The sequence below is a fragment of the Methylobacterium sp. J-092 genome (assembly GCF_022829325.1).
Lineage (GTDB): Bacteria > Pseudomonadota > Alphaproteobacteria > Rhizobiales > Beijerinckiaceae > Methylobacterium.
The window spans coordinates 28,690-51,693 of record NZ_JAKSXU010000144.1; the positions used below are offsets into that span (position 1 = coordinate 28,690).

General features: G+C 73.0%; 25 protein-coding genes and 1 pseudogene. 11 read left to right on the forward strand and 15 right to left on the reverse strand.

Annotated elements, in window-relative coordinates; genetic code table 11:
- The first annotated feature begins 11 nt into the window (after positions 1–11).
- The gene (locus tag MKK60_RS18080) at positions 12–644 is read left to right on the forward strand and encodes a DUF2939 domain-containing protein (protein WP_147728798.1); all 633 of its coding nucleotides are present in this window, start codon (positions 12–14) and stop codon (positions 642–644) included.
- 380 nt (positions 645–1,024) lie between these two features.
- On the opposite strand, the gene MKK60_RS18085 is transcribed toward MKK60_RS18080, so the two are convergent.
- From MKK60_RS18085 to MKK60_RS18095, 3 genes are all read right to left on the reverse strand, one after another.
- Entirely contained in the window at positions 1,025–2,209 is a 1,185-nt protein-coding gene (locus MKK60_RS18085) for an acyl-CoA dehydrogenase family protein (RefSeq protein WP_243987957.1), read from the reverse strand.
- Between the two features lie 165 nt (positions 2,210–2,374).
- The gene (locus MKK60_RS18090) at positions 2,375–3,493 is read right to left on the reverse strand and encodes a GNAT family N-acetyltransferase (RefSeq protein WP_243987965.1); all 1,119 of its coding nucleotides are present in this window, start codon (positions 3,491–3,493) and stop codon (positions 2,375–2,377) included.
- Positions 3,494–3,513: 20 nt separating this feature from the next.
- Positions 3,514–4,947, reverse strand: coding sequence for a lipopolysaccharide biosynthesis protein (locus MKK60_RS18095; RefSeq protein ID WP_243987967.1), 1,434 nt, complete (start codon positions 4,945–4,947; stop codon positions 3,514–3,516).
- A 448-nt stretch (positions 4,948–5,395) separates the two neighbouring features.
- Here MKK60_RS18095 and MKK60_RS18100 point away from each other — a divergent pair, with 448 nt between their 5' ends.
- From MKK60_RS18100 to cysC, 6 genes are all read left to right on the forward strand, one after another.
- On the forward strand, positions 5,396–6,928 hold the full coding sequence (locus MKK60_RS18100) for a DEAD/DEAH box helicase (protein WP_243934838.1): 1,533 nt from the start codon (positions 5,396–5,398) through the stop codon (positions 6,926–6,928).
- Positions 6,929–7,083: 155 nt separating this feature from the next.
- A complete protein-coding gene (locus tag MKK60_RS18105) occupies positions 7,084–7,269 on the forward strand; it encodes a YegP family protein (protein WP_243987969.1) in 186 nt (61 codons plus the stop codon).
- Positions 7,270–7,385: 116 nt separating this feature from the next.
- Entirely contained in the window at positions 7,386–7,667 is a 282-nt protein-coding gene (locus MKK60_RS18110) for a hypothetical protein (RefSeq protein ID WP_147729335.1), read from the forward strand.
- Positions 7,668–7,828: 161 nt separating this feature from the next.
- Positions 7,829–7,957, forward strand: coding sequence for a hypothetical protein (locus MKK60_RS28490; protein ID WP_279604141.1), 129 nt, complete (start codon positions 7,829–7,831; stop codon positions 7,955–7,957).
- Positions 7,958–8,042: 85 nt separating this feature from the next.
- Positions 8,043–8,468 (forward strand): acyl-CoA thioesterase, encoded by a 426-nt coding sequence (locus MKK60_RS18115; RefSeq protein ID WP_243934840.1) that lies wholly within the window; start codon positions 8,043–8,045, stop codon positions 8,466–8,468.
- 98 nt (positions 8,469–8,566) lie between these two features.
- Positions 8,567–9,175, forward strand: a complete 609-nt coding sequence (cysC, locus tag MKK60_RS18120) for an adenylyl-sulfate kinase (RefSeq protein ID WP_243987971.1) — start codon at positions 8,567–8,569, stop codon at positions 9,173–9,175.
- A 31-nt stretch (positions 9,176–9,206) separates the two neighbouring features.
- Here cysC and MKK60_RS18125 read toward each other — a convergent pair whose 3' ends face one another.
- The gene (locus MKK60_RS18125) at positions 9,207–10,766 is read right to left on the reverse strand and encodes an ATP-binding protein (RefSeq protein ID WP_243987974.1); all 1,560 of its coding nucleotides are present in this window, start codon (positions 10,764–10,766) and stop codon (positions 9,207–9,209) included.
- Between the two features lie 119 nt (positions 10,767–10,885).
- Entirely contained in the window at positions 10,886–11,347 is a 462-nt protein-coding gene (locus tag MKK60_RS18130; protein ID WP_147729652.1) for a GNAT family N-acetyltransferase, read from the reverse strand.
- Between the two features lie 75 nt (positions 11,348–11,422).
- Between MKK60_RS18130 and MKK60_RS18135 the strand changes: the two genes are divergently transcribed.
- Positions 11,423–12,424, forward strand: a complete 1,002-nt coding sequence (locus MKK60_RS18135; protein ID WP_243988120.1) for a P1 family peptidase — start codon at positions 11,423–11,425, stop codon at positions 12,422–12,424.
- A gap of 10 nt (positions 12,425–12,434) precedes the next feature.
- On the opposite strand, the gene MKK60_RS18140 is transcribed toward MKK60_RS18135, so the two are convergent.
- From MKK60_RS18140 to MKK60_RS18160, 5 genes are all read right to left on the reverse strand, one after another.
- A complete protein-coding gene (locus tag MKK60_RS18140; protein WP_243934846.1) occupies positions 12,435–12,713 on the reverse strand; it encodes a hypothetical protein in 279 nt (92 codons plus the stop codon).
- Positions 12,714–12,726: 13 nt separating this feature from the next.
- On the reverse strand, positions 12,727–12,933 hold the full coding sequence (locus tag MKK60_RS18145; RefSeq protein WP_147727724.1) for a hypothetical protein: 207 nt from the start codon (positions 12,931–12,933) through the stop codon (positions 12,727–12,729).
- 93 nt (positions 12,934–13,026) lie between these two features.
- A complete protein-coding gene (locus MKK60_RS18150) occupies positions 13,027–15,393 on the reverse strand; it encodes a PAS domain-containing hybrid sensor histidine kinase/response regulator (protein ID WP_243987982.1) in 2,367 nt (788 codons plus the stop codon).
- Positions 15,394–15,443: 50 nt separating this feature from the next.
- Positions 15,444–16,349: an EamA family transporter RarD gene (rarD, locus tag MKK60_RS18155; RefSeq protein ID WP_243988121.1), complete on the reverse strand. Its 906-nt coding sequence runs from the start codon at positions 16,347–16,349 to the stop codon at positions 15,444–15,446.
- 121 nt (positions 16,350–16,470) lie between these two features.
- Positions 16,471–16,743 carry a hypothetical protein gene (locus MKK60_RS18160; protein ID WP_147843756.1) on the reverse strand — a complete coding sequence of 91 codons (273 nt, stop codon included), beginning with the start codon at positions 16,741–16,743 and terminating at the stop codon, positions 16,471–16,473.
- A gap of 85 nt (positions 16,744–16,828) precedes the next feature.
- Here MKK60_RS18160 and MKK60_RS18165 point away from each other — a divergent pair, with 85 nt between their 5' ends.
- Together MKK60_RS18165 and metC are read left to right on the forward strand one after the other, a co-directional pair.
- A complete protein-coding gene (locus tag MKK60_RS18165) occupies positions 16,829–17,002 on the forward strand; it encodes an Rmf/CrpP family protein (protein ID WP_243987984.1) in 174 nt (57 codons plus the stop codon).
- A gap of 86 nt (positions 17,003–17,088) precedes the next feature.
- Positions 17,089–18,276 carry a cystathionine beta-lyase gene (metC, locus tag MKK60_RS18170; RefSeq protein ID WP_147727721.1) on the forward strand — a complete coding sequence of 396 codons (1,188 nt, stop codon included), beginning with the start codon at positions 17,089–17,091 and terminating at the stop codon, positions 18,274–18,276.
- Positions 18,277–18,283: 7 nt separating this feature from the next.
- Here metC and MKK60_RS18175 read toward each other — a convergent pair whose 3' ends face one another.
- A complete protein-coding gene (locus MKK60_RS18175) occupies positions 18,284–18,898 on the reverse strand; it encodes a pyridoxamine 5'-phosphate oxidase family protein (RefSeq protein WP_147727720.1) in 615 nt (204 codons plus the stop codon).
- 222 nt (positions 18,899–19,120) lie between these two features.
- Here MKK60_RS18175 and MKK60_RS28495 point away from each other — a divergent pair, with 222 nt between their 5' ends.
- A complete protein-coding gene (locus MKK60_RS28495) occupies positions 19,121–19,255 on the forward strand; it encodes a hypothetical protein (protein ID WP_279604143.1) in 135 nt (44 codons plus the stop codon).
- A gap of 85 nt (positions 19,256–19,340) precedes the next feature.
- On the opposite strand, the gene MKK60_RS18180 is transcribed toward MKK60_RS28495, so the two are convergent.
- The 4 genes and pseudogenes from MKK60_RS18180 to MKK60_RS18195 form a co-directional block, all read right to left on the reverse strand.
- Positions 19,341–19,676, reverse strand: a complete 336-nt coding sequence (locus MKK60_RS18180; protein WP_147727719.1) for a lipid-A-disaccharide synthase N-terminal domain-containing protein — start codon at positions 19,674–19,676, stop codon at positions 19,341–19,343.
- Positions 19,677–19,681: 5 nt separating this feature from the next.
- Positions 19,682–20,413 (reverse strand): glycosyltransferase family 2 protein, encoded by a 732-nt coding sequence (locus tag MKK60_RS18185; protein WP_243987986.1) that lies wholly within the window; start codon positions 20,411–20,413, stop codon positions 19,682–19,684.
- Positions 20,410–22,167: an ArnT family glycosyltransferase gene (locus MKK60_RS18190; RefSeq protein ID WP_409567420.1), complete on the reverse strand. Its 1,758-nt coding sequence runs from the start codon at positions 22,165–22,167 to the stop codon at positions 20,410–20,412. Before MKK60_RS18190 ends, MKK60_RS18185 begins: the two co-directional genes overlap by 4 nt.
- Before the next feature lie 210 nt (positions 22,168–22,377).
- Positions 22,378–22,839 (reverse strand): annotated as a pseudogene (locus MKK60_RS18195) (alpha-hydroxy acid oxidase); the annotation flags it as partial.
- Positions 22,840–23,004 lie beyond the last annotated feature (165 nt).

Below are 23,004 nucleotides of genomic sequence, written 5' to 3' on the forward strand. Positions count from 1 at the left end.
TAGGCTGGGCGATGCGCTGGTGGGTGTTTCCCCTCGTCGCGGTGCTCGGCTGGTTCGCCTTCACCCTGACGCCGCTCTGGACGCTCTACGACTTCGCGCGGGCGGTGAGGGCGCACGACGTCGCGTTCGTCCAGCAGCATGCCAACTTTCGCACGCTGCGGCTGTCGCTGGTCCGGCAGACCACCGCCGCCCTGCGCTCGGCGTCGGACAACGATCCGACCCTCGATGCCAAGGATCGCCAGCGCCTCAACGAGGCGGCGGTCGGCGTGGCGCTGGCGCTCGCGGAATCGATGGTGACGCCCGAGACCGTGCTCGACCTGCTCGACGACGGCTGGCCGCAGAGCCTCGACATCCCGCGTCCCGACGGGGTGAAGCCGTCCGGGCTCAGGCTGGATCGCATCGGGCGGGTGTTTCCGTTCTGGATCGCCTCGGAGATGCGCGGCTTCCGCACCGCCGTGATCGCGATCCCGCCGGACGCGCCGCGGGCGCAGCAGCTGCGGGTGCGCCTGCGCCTGCGCGGCTGGACCTGGCGGCTCGTCGACATCGAGGTCGCCGAGGCCCTGCGCGACCAGATGGCCCAGCGCCTCGGCCGGACCCTGGCCCGGGCCCGCGCCGGCGAGCGGGCACCGGCAGCCCAACCCTGAGGGTGAGCGGCAGCGCGCGGCGGGTTTCAGGTCACGCGCGAGCGTCGTCCCGCAAACGATTGCAGGGGCGAGAATGTCCCGAGCCGGCATTCATGACAGGCGCGCCCGATCGATCGCGGTCCGCGATGGCCGGCACCGCGCTGGGGGCCCTGCACCACCGCATCGTTGCGAAACGTCTCGTGGCCGATCCTCGACAGGGCCCCGGAACGCACCCCTGGAGGCCCGGACGCCGACGGAGCCGTCGGCGTCGGCGAGTTCGATGTTGTCGACCCCGCGCACAAAAGGGCGTCCGCCCGCCGCAAGCGCGCGTCCGGCAGGCCGCCTCGCCGACCGTCGCGCCTCGCACACGCGTGCGGGGACGGGCGGTCGCCGTGCGGGCGTCAGGCTTTCGGCAGCATCCGGTCGCTGATGATGCGGCGCTGGATCTCGCTGGTGCCCTCGAAGATCGTCGTCAGCCGCGCGTCGCGCCAGTAGCGCTCGACCCGCCGCTCGGTGGTGTAGCCGTTGCCGCCGTGGAGCTGCATTGCCTGGTTGGTGACGCGCACCGCCATCTCGGTGGCCAGCAGCTTCACCATGGCGGACTCGCTCTCGGCCGCCTCGCCCTGGTCGAGGAGATGGGCGACCTGGCACCAGAAGGCGCGCGCCTGCGCCACCTCGGCCGCCATGTCGGCGAGCGCGAAGCGCAGCGCCTGGAAGTCGCCGATCGGGTGGCCGAACTGCACGCGCTCCTGAAGGTAGGCCTGGGAGTCCTCCACCGCCGCGCGCGCGACGCCGACGGCGCGGGCCGCGGTGTGGACGCGGGCGATGTTGAGGCCGCGCTGCACCGAGGCGAAGCCGCCGGAATCCGCGTCCGCGCCGCCGTCGCCGTAGAGGCCGGTGAGGCGGTCGCTCTCGGGGACGCGCACCCCGTCGAGCTCGAGCTGGAACGTCAGGAAGCCGTGATAGCCGATCTTGTCGATGACGTGCCCGGTCATGCCCTCGGGGAACTCGCCCGGCGGCTTGACCACCAGGAACGGCTCGAGCCCGGCCGAGCGCGATTCGCCGGGCTCCGGATCGCGGGTCCGGGCCAGAACCTCGATGAAGTCGGCCGCGCGCGCGAAGCCCGCCCAGCGCTTGGTCCCGGTCAGCACCCAATGGTCGCCCTCGCGCACCGCCCGCGTCTGCACGCCGGCGAGGTCCGAGCCGGCTCCCGGCTCGGAGAGGGCGATGCCGCCGATCCATTCGCCCCGCGCCGACCGCGCCAGCAGGTCGGCGCGGCGGGCGTCGTCGAGCACCTGCGTGCCGAGCCCCTGCCCCCGCGCCAGGATGCTGCCGACCGAGAGCCACGCCCGCGCGAGTTCCTCCGAGACGAGGCAGTACTCGAACACCCCGAGCCCCATGCCGCCATGCTCGGCCGGGATCGTCAGGCCGAACCAGCCCTTCTCGGCCATCGCGGCGATGAGCGAGCGCGGCATCTCGGCCTTCTGCGGGTCGAGCGCGTCGGCGAGCGGCATCACCACGTCGCGGGCGAAGGCGCGGGCCTCGGCCTGGAGCGCGACGCGCGCATCCGTGCGCCAGGGCGACATCAGCTCGGGCGGCTTCGGGGCGTGGCGATCCGGCTTCTCGGACGGATCGGCGGCGCGGGCGGCAGGGGCGTTGGAAATCGGATCCTCCCGGTCGAGCTTCGAGTCTCTTGCCGTGGCAAACTGGACCGCGTGACCCTGGAGGCAATGCGCCGCCGCCGCAACGCTCTAACGGGCCCGCCACTTGGCATAGCGCTCGCGGGCACGCTCCAGCGCGGCCGCGAGCGGGAAGAGCGGATCGGGCGAGGCCTCGACCAACCGGTGCGCGATCGCCCGGCGCCCGGTCCAGAACATCTCGGCGAGGCGGTAGTCCGGGGCGGCGCAGGAATCGATCCGCGCGATCGCGCCGTCCCGCAGCGCGGCCTCGGTGAGGCGATGGACGAGCTGGACGCCCGGCGCGGCGGCGGCCTCCGCCTCGTCGTAGGAGATCTTCAGGACGAAATCCTCGTGACCGCTTCGCGGAAGGATCGCGGCGGCGAGCGTGCGGCGATCGCGGCGCAGGCGCAGGATCCGGATCCGGCCCTGGGCGCCGAACCCGGCGACCATCCCGCGCAGGAACGCGGCCTCGGCCGGGCGCTGGCCGAGGGCGGTCCCGGCCCGGCCCTTCCAGCCGGCGGTCTCGAGGGCGACGTAGTCGTCGAGCGCGTCGATCAGCGCGGCCGGATCGGCGATCGTCTCGAGCACCACCGCACCGCCGGCCTCCAGGCGCTCGCGCGCGAGCCGCAGCTTGCGCCGGCTCCTGCCGCTGACGTGGCCGAGATAGCCCGTGCGCGCCTCCGGCGTCAGGCCGGCGAGGTCGAGGGAGCCGCGGGCATGCGCCCAGTAGGCGGCATCGCGCCGCCCCGTCCGCGCCGCCAGCAGATCCGCGAAGCGGCCATCCGCCGGCGCGTTGAGCAGCAGCAGCCGCGGCGGCAGCCCGAGCGCCCTGGGCGCATCGAGCAGCCCGGCGAGGGCGCGGTCGGGCTCGGCGGCGTCGAGCAGCGGCACGCCCAAGGGGCAGAAGCCGTGCGTCCAGCCGATCAGGACCGGCAGCGGCAGGCCCCAGCGGATGCGCGAGATCCGGAACGGCCACAGGGCGAGCCATCGCGCGCCGGGCTCGTCCGGCGGGCGGTCGGCGACGATCAGGAGCCGAACGCCGTCGCCGAAGGCCCCGGCCGCCGGCAGCGCGTAGTCGGCCTCGTAGAACGGGTTGGCGACGCAGGCCTTCGCGCCGAGCGCGCGCCAGGCCGCGACGCCGGGCGCTGCCGGATCGAGCGGGCGCAGGGCGGCGTACAGCCCGCCCGGCATCCTGGCCGTCGCACCCGCCCTCATCCGGCGACCCGATGCAGGCGCCGCCGCACCACGCCGGCGATGCCGACCACGTCGTAGCGCCACGCGGCGGCGAGGAAGCCGAGGGCCAGCACGGCGAAGCGCAGGATCTGCGCCGGGGCGCCCTCCCCGCCCGGGAGCCAGGCGAGGGCCGCCGGGACGAGGCCGGTCGCCACGGCGATCGCCGCGATGCCGGCGATGTCGGCCAGCGGAAGCGGCATCGCCGGCAGGCCGGACCCGTGCCGGTTCGCCCCGAGGATGAACACGAGGCAGGCCGCGGCCTGACCCGCCGCGAAGGCGATCGCCGCGCCGGCGACGCCGAGATGCGGGATCAGCGCCAGCGAGAGCACGCTCACCGTCACCAGGGTCGCCGTCGAGGCCACGGCCTCGAGGCGGCTCGACTGCGTGAAGTAGATGATCTGCCCGAAATAGTAGGCGCGGAACATCATCAGCACGCTGGCCAGGATCAGCACCGGGGCCAGCGCCCGCGCCTGGTCGCGATAGTCCGGCCCGAGCAGGACCGAGACGACGACCCCGTCGAAGTTGAGGTAGAACGCGGCGCCGAAGGCCGCGACCAGCGCCATCGCGCGGGCGGCGTCGCACAGCACCGCGGTCGCCGCCGGCATCCCCCCGGCGCGCGCCTCGCGCTTGGCGATCGAGATCAGCGAGAGGGCCAGCGCCTCGCCGAACACGACGAAGCTCTGCTTCAGGAAGTCGGCGATCGCGCCGTAGGCGCCGAGATGCTCCGGCCCGACGGTCTTCACGATGATCAGCCGGTCGACCACCTGGGCCAGAGCCGCGATGCCGAAGGACAGCACCAGCGGCCAGCCGTAGGCGATGAGGCGCAGCGCCTCCGCCCGGCTGCCGCGGCCCGGCATCAGCGGGACCACCGTCGCGGCGGCCGGGATCGACGACAGCGCGTAGGCGGTCGCCACGGCCAGCGCGAGATGGACGGCGTCGCCCGACACCATCAGCACCGCGCTGCCGAGGCCGAGGATCAGGATTCCGCGCAGGACGACCGACATCGCCACCGCGACGGCCTGCAGCCGTGTGCGCGCGATCTCGGTGGCGCCCTCGAACAGGGTCGTGCCGAAGGCGAGCGCGACGATCGCCGCCGCGATCCGCGGCGACACGACGTGGAGCGCCACCGCGAGCGCGCTTCCGATCGCCGCCAGCGCCAGCGTGCACAGCAGGATGCGCAGGACCGTGCCGACCTGCGCGCCCTCGCTCGCCTCGTCGTACAGGGCGAAGAACGCGAATTTCGGCCATTGGCAGGTGGCTCCGTAGAGCACCAGCGACCAGGACAGGATGTAGAGGTAGGTGCCGTAGCTCTCCGGCGGCGCGAGACGCGTGAACACCGCGACCGAACCGAGGTTGATCGCTGCGGCGAAGCCGCGGGAGCCGACGTAGATCGCGGTGTGGTGGGCGATCATCCGCGACCGCCGGGCGGCCGGACGGCCCGGTGCCTCCGGAACGGGACCGATCCGCTCCGGTGCGGGATGGCTCGGGCGAGCGGGTGGGCGGGGGAACGGGACGGCATCGGCGGACGCTGCACCGGCCGTGGCGCCGCGTCCATCCCGCAATGCGGCGACGGTTGACCGGCCGTTGACTTCGCAACCGCGAAGGCGCATAGCCCGAGGGCAGCGTCAGCGGCCGACAGACGGGTCCGCTTGAGAGGGCTGCGTGACGGATACGAGGGACGGCGCGGATCGCGCCTCTCCGAATGTCCGGCCCCTCTCTTCATAACGTGCATGCACCCGGGCCGCCCCATCACGCGGGCAGCCTCCTGCTCTACGGATCGCACCTCTCTCCGTACTTGGCGGCGCCGCTCGATACGAGCCGGGCCCGCGCTCGCGATCCGGCTGCCTGAGAAGTAACACCTTGACCCAGTTCACCGATTTCGGCCTCGCCCAGCCCGTGCTGAAGGCGCTCGAAGAGGCCGGCTACCACACTCCCACCCCGATCCAGTCGCAGGCGATCCGCCCGGCGATGGAAGGCCGCGACCTCTGCGGCATCGCCCAGACCGGCACCGGCAAGACCGCCGCCTTCGCCCTGCCGATCCTGCACCGCCTGAGCCTCGAGAAGCGCCATGCGCCGCGTCGCGGCTGCCGGGTGCTGGTGCTCTCGCCGACCCGCGAGCTCGCCAACCAGATCGCCGAGAGCTTCTCCGATTACGGCCGGCACCTGCCGCTGACCAACACCGTCGTGTTCGGCGGCGTCACCATCGGCCGCCAGGAGCGGGCGCTGGCGCCGGGCGTCGACATCCTCGTCGCCACCCCGGGCCGGCTGATCGACCTCGTCGACCGCCGCTCGCTGACGCTGGAAGGCGTCGAGATCCTCGTCCTCGACGAGGCCGACCAGATGCTCGACCTCGGCTTCATCCATGCGCTCAAGCGCATCGTGAAGATGCTGCCGGCCAAGCGCCAGAGCCTGTTCTTCTCGGCGACCATGCCGAAGAACATCGCTGGCCTCGCCGACCAGTACCTGCGCGATCCGGTCCAGGTCGCCGTCACGCCGGTGGCCACCACCGCCGAGCGCGTCGAGCAGCAGGTGATCTTCGCCCATACCGGCGCCAAGCAGGCGCTGCTCGCCCACATCCTGCGCGATCCGAAGATCGAGCGCGTGCTGGTCTTCACCCGGACCAAGCACGGCGCCGACCGCGTCGTGCGCGGCCTCGAGAAGGTCGGCACCGCGGCCTCCGCCATCCACGGCAACAAGTCCCAGCCGCAGCGCGAGCGCGCGCTGGCCGCCTTCAAGGACGGGCAGTGCCGCGTGCTGGTGGCGACCGACATCGCCGCGCGCGGCATCGACGTCGAGGCGGTGAGCCACGTCGTCAACTTCGACCTGCCGAACGTGCCCGAGAGCTACGTCCATCGCATCGGCCGCACCGCGCGCGCCGGCGCGGACGGGCTCGCGATCTCGTTCTGCAACGACGAGGAGAAGGCGTACCTGCGCGACATCGAGCGCATCACCCGCCAGCGCATCCCCGTCGCCCCCTTCCCCGAGGGCTTCACCCCGCCTTCGCGCCAGGAGGCGGCCGAGATCGCCCAGGCCGAGGAGCGCCGTCCCGACACCCGCGGCCAGCGCCCCGGCGGCGGCCGTCCGGGCCAGCGTCCCGGTGGCCGGCCGGGCCAGGCGCCCGGCGGTCGTCCCGGCCAGGGCCGCCCGTTCGGCGGCGGCAACCGCACCGCCGAGGCCGGCCGCGGCCCGGGTCGTCCCGACGGCGCCCGCCAGCCCGACACCCGCAACGCCCGCCCGCAGGGCGAGCGCCCGAGCAACGGCCCGCGCCCCGAGCGCGCCGCCGGCGATCGTCCGCGCCAGCCCGCCAACAACCGTCCGCGCAGCGGCGGCGGCGGCAACGGCGGCGGCGAGGGCCGTGCCATCGGCTGGCTCGACCGCAGCCCGCGCTCCTGAGCCAGCTCGCTTCCTGACCTGATCGAGAAGGCCGCCCCGGATACCCGGGGCGGCCTTCTGCTTTTTCGTATCCGGTGTCCTGCCGCCTGCGCGGGAGCATTGCCGGCGGTCGTCCCGCGCCCCATCTCGACGGCATCGAGACAGGAGCAGCCCCGATGCGATTCGAGATCTACCGCGATGCGCTGGGCCATTGGCGCTGGCGCCTGCGGGCGCAGAACGGCAACGTCGTCGCCGATTCGGGCGAGGGCTACGTTCGCCGCGAGGATTGCGAGCACGGCATCGCGCTGGTCCGTCAGAGCGAGACCGCGAAGGTCGTCGACATGACGACGCAGATCGCCTGATCACAACCGAAAGTCGGCTTTCGCGACGAAACGCTTTTCGCGGTTCGTGCGTTTCGACGGCTCGGGCTCAAGCCCCGCTCGTACGTCTCCCATCCACGAAAGAGTTGAGATCCGCGATGAGGAAATTCCTGCTGGCCGCCCTGCTCGTCCTGGGCTTCGCGGCCGCCGCCCCGCAGGGCGCGTCCGCCGCTCCGGTCGGCCCCGGCCTTGCCCTTCAGACGGAAGCCGCCCCCGCGGTCGCCGAGAAGGCCCAGTACTTCTACCGCCGCCGGTTCGGGCCGCGTCCGTTCTACCGCCGCCCGTATTACGGCCGCCGCTTCTACGGCCCGCGTCCGTTCTACCGTCGTCCGTATTACGGCCGCCGCTTCTACGGCCCGCGTCGTCGGTTCTTCTACTGATCGCACGGCGAGCCTGCGTCGAAGTCTGAACCCGGCGGCCCTTGGGGCCGTCGGGTTTTTTTATGACTTGGGCAAGCGGGCTGCGTTCGCGCGCGATCCGGTGTAGGGTCTCGCGTTCGGGACGGCCGGCATCAGATCGGTCCGCCCGGGAGGAACGCCCCATGGACGATATCGCGACGCGCGAGGTGGTCGCGCGCGACCTCTGGCAATCGATCCCGCTCGAATGCCTGGTCTGCGCCGCCGCCGTCTTCCTGGCGGCCTGCCTGAAACTCGCCGGCCTGATGCCCTGACCCCTTTCGACATCGCGGCGTTCGCGCATAATCGGCGCCGCGCCCCGAGCGCGTCGGTGCGCTTCGCGCCAAGGAACAGGACCGCATGGACCGGGACAGCGCCGAGGAACCGCAGGGCGATCTGACAGTGCGCACCATCGCGATGCCGGCCGACACCAACGCCAACGGCGACATCTTCGGCGGCTGGGTGCTGTCGCAGATGGACCAGGCCGGCGGCATCGCCGGGGTCGACCGGGCCGAGGGCCGCGTGGTCACCGTGGCCCTGGACGCCATGACCTTCATCCGCCCGGTGCGCATCGGCGACGTGCTCTGCGTCTACACCCGGATCGGGCATGTCGGGCGCACCTCGATGAAGATCGAGGTCGAGGCCTGGGCGCGGCGCTTCCGGACGCAGGTGCGCGAGAAGGTGACGTCGGCGACCTTCACCTTCGTCGCGATCGACGACGAGGGTCGGCCGAGGGCGATCCCCAAGGCCGCCCCGGTCGCGGAGCCGTCGTTCACGCGAGCGTGATCGACGGGTTCCGTTCCGACGCGGTTCCGGCTAGGCATCGCGCGAGCGGATCCCCGAGGGGGCGGGGGGATGCGAGAGCTGGCCCGAGGATTGTGCCGTTGCCCGACCCGTCGCACCGCGCCGACAACCTGACCTGGCAGACCCTTCAGCCCCGCGAGACGCGCTGGCGCAGCCTGAGCCAGCGCCCGGCCATCGCCTGGTTCACCGGGCTGTCGGGGGCGGGCAAGTCGAGCATCGCCAACGCCGTCGACCGCTCGCTCACCGAGGCGGGGCGGCACGCCATGGTGCTCGACGGCGACAACCTGCGCCACGGCCTCAACCGGGACCTCGGGTTCACCGCGACCGATCGCGCCGAGAACATCCGGCGGGCGGCCGAGACCGCGCGCCTGATGGCGGAGGCGGGACTGGTGGTGATCGTGTCGCTGATCTCGCCGTTCCGCGCCGAGCGCGCGACGGCGCGGCAGATCGCGGGCGACATCCCGTTCCTGGAGGTCTTCATCGACACCTCACTGGCGGTGTGCGAGGCGCGCGACCCGAAGGGTCTGTACGACAGGGCGCGGGCCGGCACGATCCCGAACTTCACGGGGATCTCGGCGCCCTACGAGGCGCCGCTCGACCCCGACATGACCTTGGTCACCGACGGGCTGAGCGTCGCGGAGTCGTCGAGGACCCTGATCGCGGAGCTGATGCGGCTCAGCGCAGGCTGACCCCAAGCGTCTCGCGTTCGCGGCAAAACCCTCACTCCGCCGCGAACAGCCCCCAGCTAGCCCCGGGATCGGGGGCGTCCGCCGCCGCCGGCTCGGCGACGTCCGCCTTCGGGTCGCCCGGTGCGGTCTCGCAGCCGAGCGCCGGCAGGGCGATGATGCGGTTCTTCGAGAAGTCCACGCGGCAGACGATGGCGTTGCGGCTTTCCATGTAGCCGAGCAGGCGCCGGGCGCGGCCGGGCGAGCGGCTGCCGATGGCCCGGGCCAGCGCCGCATCGCCGGGACAGGGCTCGCCCGCGAGCGCCGCCCGCGCCAGCAGCAGGAACAGGCCCTGGACCTCCTCCGGCATCCCGGCGGCGGCCCCCTGCGCCTGCGTCCAGCGTTCGTCCCCGTCGGTCGCGGCGGGCGCCGCATCGATCCCGGCCCGTGCCACGCTCAGGGACCGGCGGAAGGCCTGGAGCCCGACGCGCTCGCCGTCGAGGCCGCGCATCCGGCAGCGGACCAGGAAGTCCTGGTAGACCACGGCGACGGATTGGCGCCCGGCCTCGGGCTCGGCGACCAGCCCGCGCAGGATCGCCTCGCAGCCGGCCCGGTTCTCGGCCTCGTCGAGCACGGGCGGGGCGGCGGCCGGCTCCGGACGGTGGGCGGCGAGCTCCCGCATCAGGTCGGCGGGGCTGACGCGCGGCGTCGCCGGCGCCCGCGACGCCCGCGTCGGGTAGGCGAAGCCGGCTTCGGCCGGCGCCAGGATCTGGGCGCGCAGGTCCGCGTCCGCCGCCTGCGGCAGCGGGATCAAGGTCGGCGAGGCCGCGCGCGACGAGGTGGTGACCGGACCGATGCGGAGGGCGAGCGGACGGCGGCTCAGCGCCGGCCCGAGCGCCACGAACTCGCCCCGCGCCAGGTCGCGGAAGCGCTCCGCGCCGCGCCGGTCGAGGCCGAGCAGGTCGGCGGCCCGCGCCATGTCGATATCGAGGAAGGTGCGCCCCATCAGGAAGTTGGTGGCCTCGGCCGCGACGTTCTTGGCGAGCTTGGCCAGCCGCTGCGTCGCGATGATGCCGGCCAAGCCCCGCTTGCGCCCGCGGCACATCAGGTTGGTCATCGCACCGAGCGCGATCTTGCGGGCCTCGTCGGAGACGTCGCCGGCGGCGGCCGGCGCGAAGATCTGCGCCTCGTCGACCACGACGAGGCAGGGATACCAATGCGCCCGCTCGGCCTCGAACAGCCCGCCGAGGAAGGCGGCGGCGGCGCGCATCTGCGCCTCCATGTCGAGGCTCTCGAGGTCGAGCACCACCGAGACGCGGTGCCCGCGCACCCGCGCGGCGATCGCCTGCAGGTCGCCCTCCCCGTGGCTTCCGTCCACCACGAGGTGGCCGTGCGCCTCGGCGAGAGTGACGAAGTCGCCCTCGGGGTCGATCACCACCTGCTGCACGTGGCCGGCGCTCTGCTCCAGCAGGCGGCGCAGCAGGTGCGACTTGCCCGAGCCGGAATTGCCCTGGACGAGCAGGCGCGTCGCGAGCAGCTCCTCCAGGTCGAGGCGGGCCGGCTGGCCGATGCCCTGCCCGTCGAGCACGAGCCCCATCTCGATGCCGAACGCCATCGTCGCTCCGGTTGCACGCCGCGGGAAATCCCGAGCCTCCCGTTAACACGCGAGCACCCTTCGCGATGCGTCCGGCGCGCCGCGCGTCCACAGGCGCGGGGTCGCGGTGGACGACGGGCTCAGAGCGGCTTGCGGTAGACCACGAAGCCCGAGCGGTCGCCGACCTGATCGTAGAGCCGCATCGCCGTCGCGTTGGTCTCGTGCGTCTGCCAGTAGACCCGGGGCGATCCGGCGCGGCGCGCCGCAACGTAGACGGCCTCGATCAGCGCGCGGCCGACGCCCCGCCCGCGGGCGTCGGCCGTCGTGAACAGATCCTGCAGGTAGCAGAACGGCGCGGTGGCCGTGGTGGTGCGGTGGTAGAGGTAGTGCGTCAGGCCGATCAGCCGGCCGTCGCGTTCGGCCACCAGCGCGTGCATCGGCTCGTAGGCGTCGAAGAACCGCTCCCAGTTCGCCTGCGTCACCGCGGGCGGGATCGCCGCCGGGCCGACGCGCTCGTAGAACAGGTTGTAGCCCTCCCAGAGCGGGAGCCACTGCGCGTGGTCGGCGCGGGCGACGGGGCGGATGACGACGTCCTGGGGCATCGTCGCGATCCTGCACCCGCCCGCATCGCCGCTCAAGCCGTGCGGCCCGCGCGCGATCGTGGCATGCTGCCATCCATGCGGAACGCCATCACCGACATCGCCGGCATCCGGGTCGGCCACGCCGCGGACGCACGGGTCGCCAGCGGCGTCACCGCGCTGGTGTTCGACCGGCCGGTCACGGCGGCGGTGGACGTCCGCGGCGGCGGGCCGGGCACCCGCGAGACCGATTTGCTCGACCCCGAGCGCACCGTCGAGGGCATCGACGCGCTGGTGCTGTCGGGCGGCTCGGCCTTCGGGCTGGACGCCGCCGCGGGGGTCGTGGCGTGGCTCGCCGAGAACGGGCGCGGCTTTCCCGTCGGCGGGATGCGGGTGCCGATCGTGCCCGGCGCGATCCTGTTCGACCTGCTCAACGGCGGCGACAAGGCGTGGGGGCGCTATCCGCCCTATCGCGAGCTCGGGTTCCTGGCGGCCCAAATGGCCTCGGAGGACGTGGCGCTCGGCTCGGTCGGGGCCGGCACCGGCGCGCGCACGGCCAACCTCAAGGGCGGGATCGGCTCGGCCTCGGCCGACGTTCCGGGCACCGGCTTCCGGGTCGGCGCGCTCGCGGCGGTCAACGCCTTCGGCCGGGTGACGGTCGGCGACGGCCCGCATTTCTGGGCGGCGCCGTTCGAGCGGGCGGCGGAGTTCGGCGGCCTCGGCTGGCCCGGCGCGATGCCGGACGACGCCCTCGCCTTTCCCGTCCGCGGCCTGCCCGGCGCCGCGACGACGCTGGCGGTGGTCGCCACCGACGCGGCGCTGACCAAGGCGCAGTGCCGGCGCCTCGCGGTGGCGGCGCAGGTCGGCCTCGCGCGGGCGATCCAGCCGGTGCACACGCCCCTCGACGGCGACGTGGTGTTCTCCGTCGCGACGGGGGCGGTGGCGCCGGCGGACCCGATCGGCGACCTGGCGCGCCTCGGCGACATGGCGGCCCAGGTGCTGGCCCGTGCCGTCGCGATCGGGGTGTACGCGGCGGCGTCCTTGCCCGGAACGCACGGCCTTCCGCCGGCTTGGCGCGACCGGTTCGGATCGGGCGCGTAGGGCGGCGGGCTTAGGCCTCGTCGCGGGCGTCCTGCAGCAACTGCGCGAGGCCGGCATCCACCTCCGCTCCGAGCATCGCGCGCTCGGCATCGGTGAGGTCGCGCGCCCATTTCGGACCGGCGAACCCGGTCGCGCACTTGTCGCGCTCGGCGGCGATGTAGGCTTCGACCTCGGCCGGGCGGGTCCGCATCGCGTGGACCATCCCGAACCAGGCCGCACGCTCGACCACCGCGAGGCGGGCCCGCAGCCGGATCATCACCGCACGCTCGGGATCGACGTCGTCGCTCATCGGGGCGGGATCCTCAGCGGCGCGGCTCGCAGCGGGTCTTCACGTAGCTGTCCTTGCCGTTGCCGAGGCCGGCATTGGCGGCCAGGACCGGGCCCTGGATCAGGCATTCCTGCAGGGTGTGGGCCGGGCCCGTCACCACGTCGAGGGCGTTGTCCCGGCTGCAATCCTGGACCTGGACCGACGAGGCGCAGATCAGGGCGACGACGACGATGGGATTCATGGGCGCGCTCCAAGGCCCCGCCGCGACGGGCGCGTGGCGGGATTGCAAAGGGACGGGCCGGCGGAAGGTTCCGCCGGTGCGCCGATCCGCGCGCTAGCGCTCCCGCGCGGCGAGCGCGTCGAGGAGCCCCTGCATGCTCTTCGGCACCGGCGCGGAGACCTCGCGCGCGTAGAGCACGCGCAACTGCCGGCCGATCTCGGCGAGGCTCAAGGACCCCTTCTCGATCACCCGGTCCGCCTGGGCCTGGAGGCTCCTGCGCTCGGCGTCGGTGATCTCCTTGGCGGTCAGCACCACCACCGGCACGTCGCCGTCGGGCCGCGCCCGCAGCGCGCGCAGGAACCCGAACCCGTCCATCTCCGGCATCATCAGGTCGAGCAGGATCAGGTTCGGGCGCTGCGCCTTGAAATGCTCCAGCGCCGCCCGGCCGTTCTCGGCCTCGTCGACGCTCCAGCCGTCGCGCGCGAGCGTCCGGCGCAGGCGCTCGCGGGCATCGGCGTCGTCGTCGACGACGAGGACGCGGGCCTCGACGCCCTCCGGCCGGTAGCGGTCCATCAGGCCCTTGAGCCGGTCCCAGTCGATCGGCTTGACGAAGTAGTCGGTGGCGCCGAGCGCCTGGCCGAGGCCCTGCTCGGCCACCACCGAGGTCATGATCACCGGGATGCCGGCGAGCTCCGGGTCGTTGCGCACGGCGTGCAGCACCGCCCAGCCGTCCATGCGCGGCATCTCGACGTCGAGCAGGATCGCGCGCGGCTTCAAGGCCCGCGCCAGCGTCAGCCCGGCCCGGCCGTCGTTGGCGGTGCGGACGCGGAAGCCCTCGCGTTCGAGGAAGCGCTGCAGCAGCTCGCGCGCGGCCGGGTCGTCGTCGACGAGCAGCACCGCGTCGTGCTCCTCGTGCGCGTGCACCGGCGCGGGCACGGCGAGCTCGGCCGCGACCTGCCCCTCGTCCTCGACCGCCAGGATCGCCGGCAGCCGCAGGGTGAAGGTCGAGCCCTGCCCGGGCACGCTGGTCACGCCGATGTCGCCGCCCATGGTGCGGCAGAAGGCGCGGGTGATGGCGAGGCCGAGGCCGGTGCCGCCGAACTGCCGCGTGGTCGATTCGTCGGCCTGGGCGAAGCGCTCGAACAGCCGGCCGATCTGCTCCTCGGTGAGCCCGATCCCGGTATCGGCCACCGAGAAGCCGAACCAGTCGGCGCCGGCCTCGCGCTGGCGCTCGACCTTCAGGGTGATCGTGCCGTTCTCGGTGAACTTGGCCGCGTTGCCGATCAGGTTGAGCAGGCACTGGCGGATTTTGGTCTGGTCCTGGTGCATCGCGCCGAGGTCGTCGGCGAGGTCGAGGACGAAGCGGTTGCCCTTCTTCTCGACGAGCGAGCCGGTGGCGTCGGAGACGTCCGAGATCAGGTCGGCGACGGTGAAGTGCTCGGCCGAGGCGGTCATGCGCCCGGCCTCGATCTTGGAAATGTCGAGCACGTCGTTGATGAGCGAGAGCAGGTGGCGGGCCGCCGCCTCGATCTTGCGCAGGTCGGGCAGCAGGGCGGCCTGCCCGATATCCTCGAGCTCCTCCCCGAGCATCTCCGAGTAGCCGATCACCGCCGAGAGCGGCGTGCGCAGCTCGTGGCTCATGTTGGCGATGAACTGGCTCTTGGCGAGGTTGGCGGCCTCCGCGGCCTGCCGCGCCCGCTCGACCTCGGCCTCGGCCTCCTTCCGGTCGGTGATGTCGGTGTTGGAGCCGACCCATTCGCGCAAGGAGCCGTCGGCGGCGAGCACCGGCACGCCGCGCACCTCCATGTCGCGCCACTGCCCGTCGTGCCGGCGCAGGCGGTAGTCGACGGCGTAGGGCGTGCGCGCCTCGATGCAGCCGGCCCAGACCTCGGCGGCATGCGCCCGGTCGTCGGGATGGACCGCGTCGATCCAGCCCCAGCCCTGGAAGGCCTCCTCGGACTGGCCGGTATAGGCGCTCCAGCGCGGCTGCGGCGGCAGCAGGGCGCCGGCGGCGTCGGTGTTCCAGATCACGGCCGTGGAGGCGTCGACGAGCGCCCGGAACCGCTCCTCGGATTGCAGCAGCCGGTCCTCGGCTTCCTGCTTGTGGGTGATGTCGGTGTTGGTGCCGTACCAGCGCAGGATCCGGCCCGCCGCGTCCCGATGCGGCATCGCCTGCGACAGGAACCAACGGAAGGTGCCGTCCTTGCCCCGCAGCGGGAAGGTGTCCTCCCAGGCATCGCCGCCGGCGATCGCCGCCTTGAAGCGCTCCGTCACCGCCTCGACGTGGTCGGGATGGTGGACGTCGCGCCAGCCCCAGCCGCGCATCGTCGCGAGGGTCGTGCCGGTGTAGTCGTACCAGCGGCGGTTGTACCAGATGATGTCGCCGGTCGCGGTGGCGATCCAGGCGAGCTGCGGCAGCGCCTCGGCGAGGTTCTCGTAGTCGGCCTGCGTGACCGTGGCAGGCTCGCTGGGATCACTCATCGCAACACTCGGACTGGCTTCCCGCGGCGGATGCCGGGCACGAAGCGGCCTTATACACGCATCGCGCCCGGGTTCGGCGCGGCGGTTTCGCCCGGCACGCCATGCGCTCGCGCCGCCCGGCCGGCGCGGAGAAGGTCGAAGGCGTAGAGCGCCAGCGCCAGCCAGATCAGCCCGAACATCGGGATCGCGTGCGGCGCCACGTGCTCGCCGTAGGCGAGGACGCTCAAGGCCAGCAGGCAGGTCGGGGCGATGTACTGCATCAGGCCGAGCGTCGCGAGGCGCAGGCGGTCTGCGGCCGCCGCGAACCAGATCAGCGGCAGGGCCGTCGTCACCCCCGTCAGCGCCAGCAGGGCGAAGTTCCGCGGATCGGGCGGCAGGGCCGGCTCGGGCGACAGCAGCACCCAGACGAAGGCCGCCGGCGTCAGGATCAGCGTCTCGGCGAGGAACCCGACCGCCGGGTCGACCCCGACCACCTTCCGCACCAGGCCGTAGAGGGCGAAGCTCATCGCGAGCTCGAGCGCCACCAGCGGCAACGTGCCGGCCAGCACCACGGCGATGGCGACCCCGGCCGCGGCGATGCCGACGGCGACCCGCTGCAGCGGGCGCAGGCGCTCGCGCAGGACCACGGCGCCGAGCGCCACGCTGACCAGCGGGTTGATGTAGTAGCCGAGGCTCGCATCGAGCAGGTGGCCGCTGTTCACCGCCTGCAGGTACAGCAGCCAGTTCACGCCGATCAGCCCGGCCGAGACGAAGAGCAGCGCGTGCCGGGGCCGCAACGGGAACGGGGTGCGCACCCGGTTGCGCCACAGCAGCACCAGCGCGACCGCGAACAGGCACGACCACAGGATGCGCACCGCCAGGATGTGGCTCGGGGAGAAGCCCGAGAGCAGCCGGAAATGCACCGGGACGACGAGGCCCCAGCTCAGATAGGCGCCGAGCGCGTAGACGAGGCCCACGGTGTCCGTCCCGATCGCGTCCGCCGGCATCCGGCGCGGAGAAGTCCTGGCGATCTAGCCCGCGCCGGCCGCTTCGGTCAGGTCCGGCGGCGCAGAGCAGGCATCCGCCCCGCCCGCGCCGTCAGCGCTTCGTCGGCAGGATCGGGTCGCCGCGCATCAGCGCGTTTAGGCGCTCGGTGTCGAACCCGTTCGGGATCTTCGCCGGCGCCGGCTTCACGGCCGCGACCGACTTCTCCGGCGCCGGGATCGATCCGGTCGCCGAAGGTTCGGGCAGGACGATGCGGGCGACCGGGCTCGGCACCGTGTGGGCCAGCCGGTCGGCGCAGACGAACCCGATCACGAGGATCGAGGCGCCGGCCGAGACGCCGGCGGAGAGGAGACGCAGGATACGCAAGCGACGGGTTCCGGCAACGCGAACGACGACGGAGCCGAGGATGGCCCAAGGCCGTTAACGAAGGGACACCTCACAGGGAGATCCCATGAAACCCGAAGCGAACGCCCAGGCCACCGCCAGCGACAGCCCGTTCATCCAGGGCCGCAACGCCCGCCTCTACGGCAAGCCGATCGACGATTGCCCCTACACGGAGGGCTCGGAGGAGCGCACCGCCTGGCTGCAGGCCTACGAGGAGGCCACCGTCACGGACGCCGGCTGACCGAAAGGGCGGCCCGGGCGCACGCTTGACCTCCGCCGGGTTGCCGGGCTTCGTCGTCCGATCGCAGCCCGAGAGCCAAAGCGCCCATGTCCAAGCCTTCGTCCAAGACCGCCGAATCGTTCGGGGTCGCGACGCGCCTCGTCCATGCGGGGCGCGATCCGTCGGCGCAGCACGGGTTTGTCAACACGCCGATCTATCGCGGCTCCACCGTGCTGTACCCGACCTACGACGACATCGTGCACCGGCGCGGCCGCTACAATTACGGCACCAGCGGCACGCCGACGATGGACGCGCTGACCGATGCCTGGAGCGAGGTGGCGGGCGCTGCCGGCACGGTGGCGACGCCCTCGGGCCTGTGCGCGCTCACCGTCGCGCTGATGGCCTCGGTCTCGGCCGGCGACCACCTGCTCGTCACCGATTCCGCCTATCGCCCGACCCGGATCTTCTGCGACGGGCTGCTCGCCCGCTTCGGCGTCGAGACGACCTATTACGACCCGCTGGTCGGCGCCGGCATCGCCGGGCTGATGCGCGACAACACCAAGGCCGTGCTGGTCGAGGCGCCGGGCTCGCAGAGCTTCGAGATGCAGGACGTGCCGGCGATCGCCGACGCGGTCCACGCCCGCGGCGGCACCGTGATCATGGACAACACCTGGGCGACGCCGCTGCTGTTCCCGCCGCACGCGCGCGGCGTCGACATCGCCGTCGAGGCCGGGACCAAGTACCTCAGCGGCGGATCCGACCTGCTCCTCGGCCTGACCTCGGCCAACGCCGCGCATTTCCCGGCGGTGCGGCGGACCTTCGACCAGATCGCCCCCTGCGCCGGCCCCGAGGACCTGTTCCTGGCGCTCCGCGGCCTGCGCACCATGAACCTGCGGCTGCGCGAGCACGGCCGCGCCGGCCTCGAGATGGCGCGCTGGCTGCAGGAGCGGCCGGAGGTGCTGCGCGTCCTCCATCCCGGCCTGCCCGAGGATCCCGGCCACGCGATCTGGAAGCGCGACTTCTCCGGCGCATCGGGCCTGTTCGGCGTGGTCCTCGAGCCCGTCTCGGAGACCGCCCTCGCCGCGATGCTCGACGGCCTGGAGCTGTTCGGGATGGGCTTCTCCTGGGGCGGCTTCGAAAGCCTCGTCATTCCCTTCGACTGCAGGCCCTACCGCACGGCGACGCAGTGGGCCCCCGGCGGTCCCGCCCTGCGCTTCCACATCGGGCTCGAGGACGTCGCGGACCTGAAGGCCGATCTCGACGCCGGGTTCGCGCGGTTGCGGGCGGCGGCCTGAGGCGCCCTCACGGCACCCGCCATTCGCCCCGCCACCCTTCCCCGTCGCGGCGCCAGCCGGCGCGGCGATGGCCGCGGCGGTCGAGGTAGAGGAAGTCGAGGGCGTCGGCGCGGACGAGGACGGCGGCGAAGTTCGGGCGGCCGACGGTCAGCGCCGCCGCCTCGTCGGGCACCGCGTAGCCGCCGCCGGCATCGAGCGCGGTGCCGGGCGCGGGCGCGATGCCGTAGCAGACCCGGCTCATCGCCCGCGAGCCGTCCCAGGCCGCGTCCGCCACGGCATCGTCGACGTGGAGACCCGCGCTGCCCTCGATCCGGATCTGGATCTTCGCCGCGCGGTCGTAGGCGTGGAGCGCACAGGCCGGGTTGGCCGCGACCTCGGCCGCCTTGTCCGAGCGGCGGTCGCAGTGGAAGCGCAGGGTGCCGGTCGCGGCATCGGCCTCCCGCAGCACCACCGTGCGGCTGCGCGGGCGGCCCGCCTGGTCCAGCGTCGCGAAGCTCGGGGCGTGGAACGCGCTCCGTCCCTGCGCGACCCCGTCCGCCAGCAGCCGCCACGCTTCGGCGAAGGCCGCGTCGAGGTCGTCGTGGAACGGCGGGAGCGGGTGGCGGGCATCGTCCTGTGGCATCGGGCTCCGAACGGCGCGTGGGTGGGGCGAGACGAGCACGGGCGCGACGGGGGATCAAGCGCGGCATCGCGGTGTCGCGCGCTTAACGCTGTGGTGCCAAAACTAGGCGTCGTGTCCTAGGATGCCTTGACGCGTTCCTAACATGCATTACCCATTGTGCACCGCGTCGACGAGAGCCGCGCGGCTTCCGCTCTCAGATGAGACGTCGACGCTATGCCGTGGATGATGGTTCTGCTGTTCGGGCTGCCCTGCGCCCTCGGTTTCCTCTGCCTCTACGCCGATCGGCATCTCGCCCGGTTCTCCGAGTCCCACGACGACCTTTGGAAGCTGCCGCGGCCGTCTTCGCTGCTGCGCTGATCCCCGAGCGGACCCGGCTGCGACGCGCCAGGGCTCGGTCCGGCACCGGCCTCGGGCCGGTCGGCTCGGGCGCGGGAATGCCGGTTCAGCCCGCCTTGGTTTCGGTTCCGCGCCGGTTGCGGAAGATCAGGGCGAGGTTGCGCAGGTAGATCCCGGTCGAGAGGCCCTGGCCGATGATGATCACCGGCTCGCGGCGCACGAAGCCGTAGACCAGGGTCATGATTCCGCCGGCGATCGACAGGAACCAGAACGACAGCGGGATCACGCTCCGTCCCGCCCGCTCGCTGGCAATCCATTGCAGGATGAAGCGCGAGCCGAAGACCAGCTGCGCGACGATGCCGAAGACCAGCCAGAAGTCGAACCGCGTCACGAACACGTCGTAGAAGTAGTCCGGCAGGTCTCGCGCCAACTGGATCAGCATCGGAATCAGACCTCGGTGACGGCGGGCGTCGGACGCTTGCGGCGGATCAGCCACCACACGCCGGCCAAGTCGAGCAGGCCGACCCAGAGGCGGTCGAACAGCCCGTAGTTCGAGACGCCGGTGAAGCGCGGGCGGTCGACCACGTCGCGGTGCACGATCGCGAAGCCCTCGCGCACCACGAGCGCCGGCATGAAGCGATGGAGGGCGTCGAAGTACGGCAGGCGCAGGTAGACCGCGCGGCGGAAGACCTTGAGGCCGCAGCCGGTGTCGCGGGTGGAATCGTTGAGGATCCGCCCGCGCACGCCGTTGGCGATGCGGGACTGGATCATCTTGAAGCGCCCGTCCTTGCGGCCCTTGCGCTGCCCCTGGGCGAGGCCCGTCCCCTCGCCCGCCTGCTCCAGCGCCGCCACCAGGACGGGGATGAAGGCCGGGTCGTTCTGGCCGTCGCCGTCGAGCGTCGCGACGATCGGGCCGGCGGCCGCCGCGACCCCGCTGCGCACCGCCGCCGACTGCCCGCCGCTGCGGGCGTGGCGCAGCACCCGCAGCCAGGGCCGGCCCTGACGCGCGGCGTCGAGCGCGGCCGGCGTCGCATCGGTGGAGCCGTCGTCGACGTAGATCACCTCGAAGGGCACCAGCGCCCCGCAGGCGGCTTCGATCTCGGCGACGAGCCCCGCGATGTTGCCGGCCTCGTTCTTCACCGGCACCACGATGCTGAGACGGGGAGACGTCGCGTTCATGGGGTCACCGTCTGAGCCGTGGGCGTCACCGCGTAGGCGGTGAGGTCGACCCGGCGGCCGGCGTTGATGTTGAAGCCCGACACCTGCCCCACCGCCTTCGGGCCGACGCCGCCGACGGGCCAGGCATCGGCGAAGTCGGCGGCCGAGCGCTGCTCGACGAAGACGAGGCGGCAGCCGCCCGCATGGAGGAAGGCCAGCGCGTCGGCGCCGGTGTTCGGGGTGGCGAGGTCGGTGCCGATCAGGAACACCAGGCTCGGCTCGCGGTAGCCGAGGCTCGCGACCTGCGGCCGGCACGGCAGCGCGTCGCGGATCGCGGCGAGCCGGTTCGAGACCTTCAGCGCCGGGATCTCGGTCTGCGCCAGCCCGAGCACCGCGGGCGAGAGCACGCAGGCGGAGAGGATCGCGAACACCATCGCCCGCTCGGCGCCGTTCCGCGCATAGGCCATCCAGGCGGCCAGCGCGAGCGCGCAGGCGGCCCCGAGCAGCGGCAGCGACAGCACGGGCAGCACCCGGTCCAGGCGCCACGCGACCACGGCGAGGCCGATCGTCAGCCCGATCGGGATCGCCGGCACCAGCAGCGCCATCGCCCGCGCGCCGCGCCGCGTCGGATCGAGGGCGCCGGCCCGGAGCGCCAGCACGGTGAGGATCGCCACCATCGGCATCAGCGGCAGGACGTAGTGCGGCAGTTTGGTCGGCACGGCCTCGAACATCAGCCACGCCGGCACGATCGACGCGACCAGGAACGCGACCGCATCGTCCCGGCGACGGCGCCACGCGAACGGGATCGCCAGAGCCGCGAAGGCGGCACCGGGCCAGAAGGTCGCGAAGAACACCAGCGCGTAGGTGCCGGGCGGCGCCCAGTGCTTCTCCTTGGCGCTGCCGACCTTGGCCAGCATGTCGTGGCCGACCGCCTCGGTGAAGAAGGCGCTGCCGCTGCGCCAGGCGATCGCCAGGAACCACGGGGCGACGACCGCGACGACGATCGCGAGGCCGGACCACGGCCGCAGCGCCAGGATCCAGCGGCCGGAGCGCGCCTTCCACGACAGGGCCAGCATCGGCAGGCCGACGAAGAGCGGCACCATCGGCCCCTTCACCAGGATGCCGATCGCCAGGCCGAGCCAAAACGCAAGCCGCCCCGCGGTCGAGGGGCCGGGGCCGGATCGCCCGAGCCAGGCGCGGGCGAGCGCGCCGAGCGACGCGATCGCGCACGCGGTCAGCAGCGCGTCGGTCTTGGCGAGATGCGCCTCCGCCGCGAGCATCAGGCAGGCGCCGAACAGGGCGGCCGCGAGGAAGGCGCCGCGCCGCGGCAGGAAGGCGAGCGCCGCCCAGTAGGCCAGCAGCACGGCGGCGGTCGCGCCGACGAGCGAGGGGATGCGGTAGAGCGCGATCTCGGTTCGCGCCTGGGGCACCCCGAGCGCCTCGCCGGCCGCCACCGCCGCGGCCTGGGCCCAGTAGATGCCCACCGGCTTCTTGTGCCGGGCCTCGCCCTGGAAGCGGATGTCGACGCCGTCGCCGGTCTCGAGCATCTGCTTCGAGGCCTGGGCGAATCGCGGCTCGTCCCGGTCCATCGGCTGGAGCGAGATCTGGCCGGGCAGGAAGCAGACGAGGCAGAGCGCCACCAGCCAGGCGCAGGCCCGCGCGTGGCTCGCCGACACGGTGTTCAGGAGGAAGTCGCCGAACGCGAAGCCGGGCCCGGTGGCCGGGACGGGCCGCGTGGCCGGGACGGGTCGCCGCGCGGCTTGGCTGGGGATCATGAGCGCGGTGCGGAACGGAAGGAGGGGGCCGAGAAGGCGGTCATGCGCGGCTCCGGAACCGGCAACCGGCCTCGTCGTTCGGTCGATGCCCAGACGGCCGGCGGTGTCGATGATGCGGCCGGGATTGTCAAATGCCGGCCCCGCCGCCCGAGGGACGGGGCCGGCCGCGCGGCGCGTGTCAGGCCCGGTCGACGCCGCGGCGCCGATCCCGGCGGTCGTGGTGGCGCCGATCTGGCGCATGATCGTCTCGAACTCGCGCTGCATGATGGCGAGCACGGCGGCGACCCCGGGCTCGCCGAAGGCGGCCAGCCCCCAGACGGAGGGGCGGCCGATGCACACGGCGGTGGCGCCGAGCGCCAGGGCCTTGAGCACGTCGGTGCCGCGGCGGAAGCCGCCGTCGATCAGCACGGGCACGCGGCCGTTCACCGCCGTCTCGATCTCCGGCAGCACGCCGATCGTGGCTTGCAGGCTCGCCTCGGCCCGGCCGCCGTGGTTCGACATGATCAGCGCATCGACGCCGTGGTCGAGCGCGCTCTTCGCGTCCTCCCTCGTGACGATGCCCTGGAGCACGAGCTTGCCCTTCACGAGGCCGCGCAGGCGCCGCACGTAGTCCCAGGTCATGCCGGTGCCGTAGAGGTTGGTCACCCGGTCGACGTCGATCCCGTCGAACATCGGCTTGCGGCTGACCTCGTTCTTGAAGCCGGGCGTATGGCAGTCGGTGCAGGTGCGGGTGTCCGAGCGCCGCTAGTTCAGTCGTTTCCAAATGTTTCCAAGATGTCGAGCTTCGCTTCCAGGGCGAGATCATGCCAGCTCAAGACATAAATCGTTACACACCGC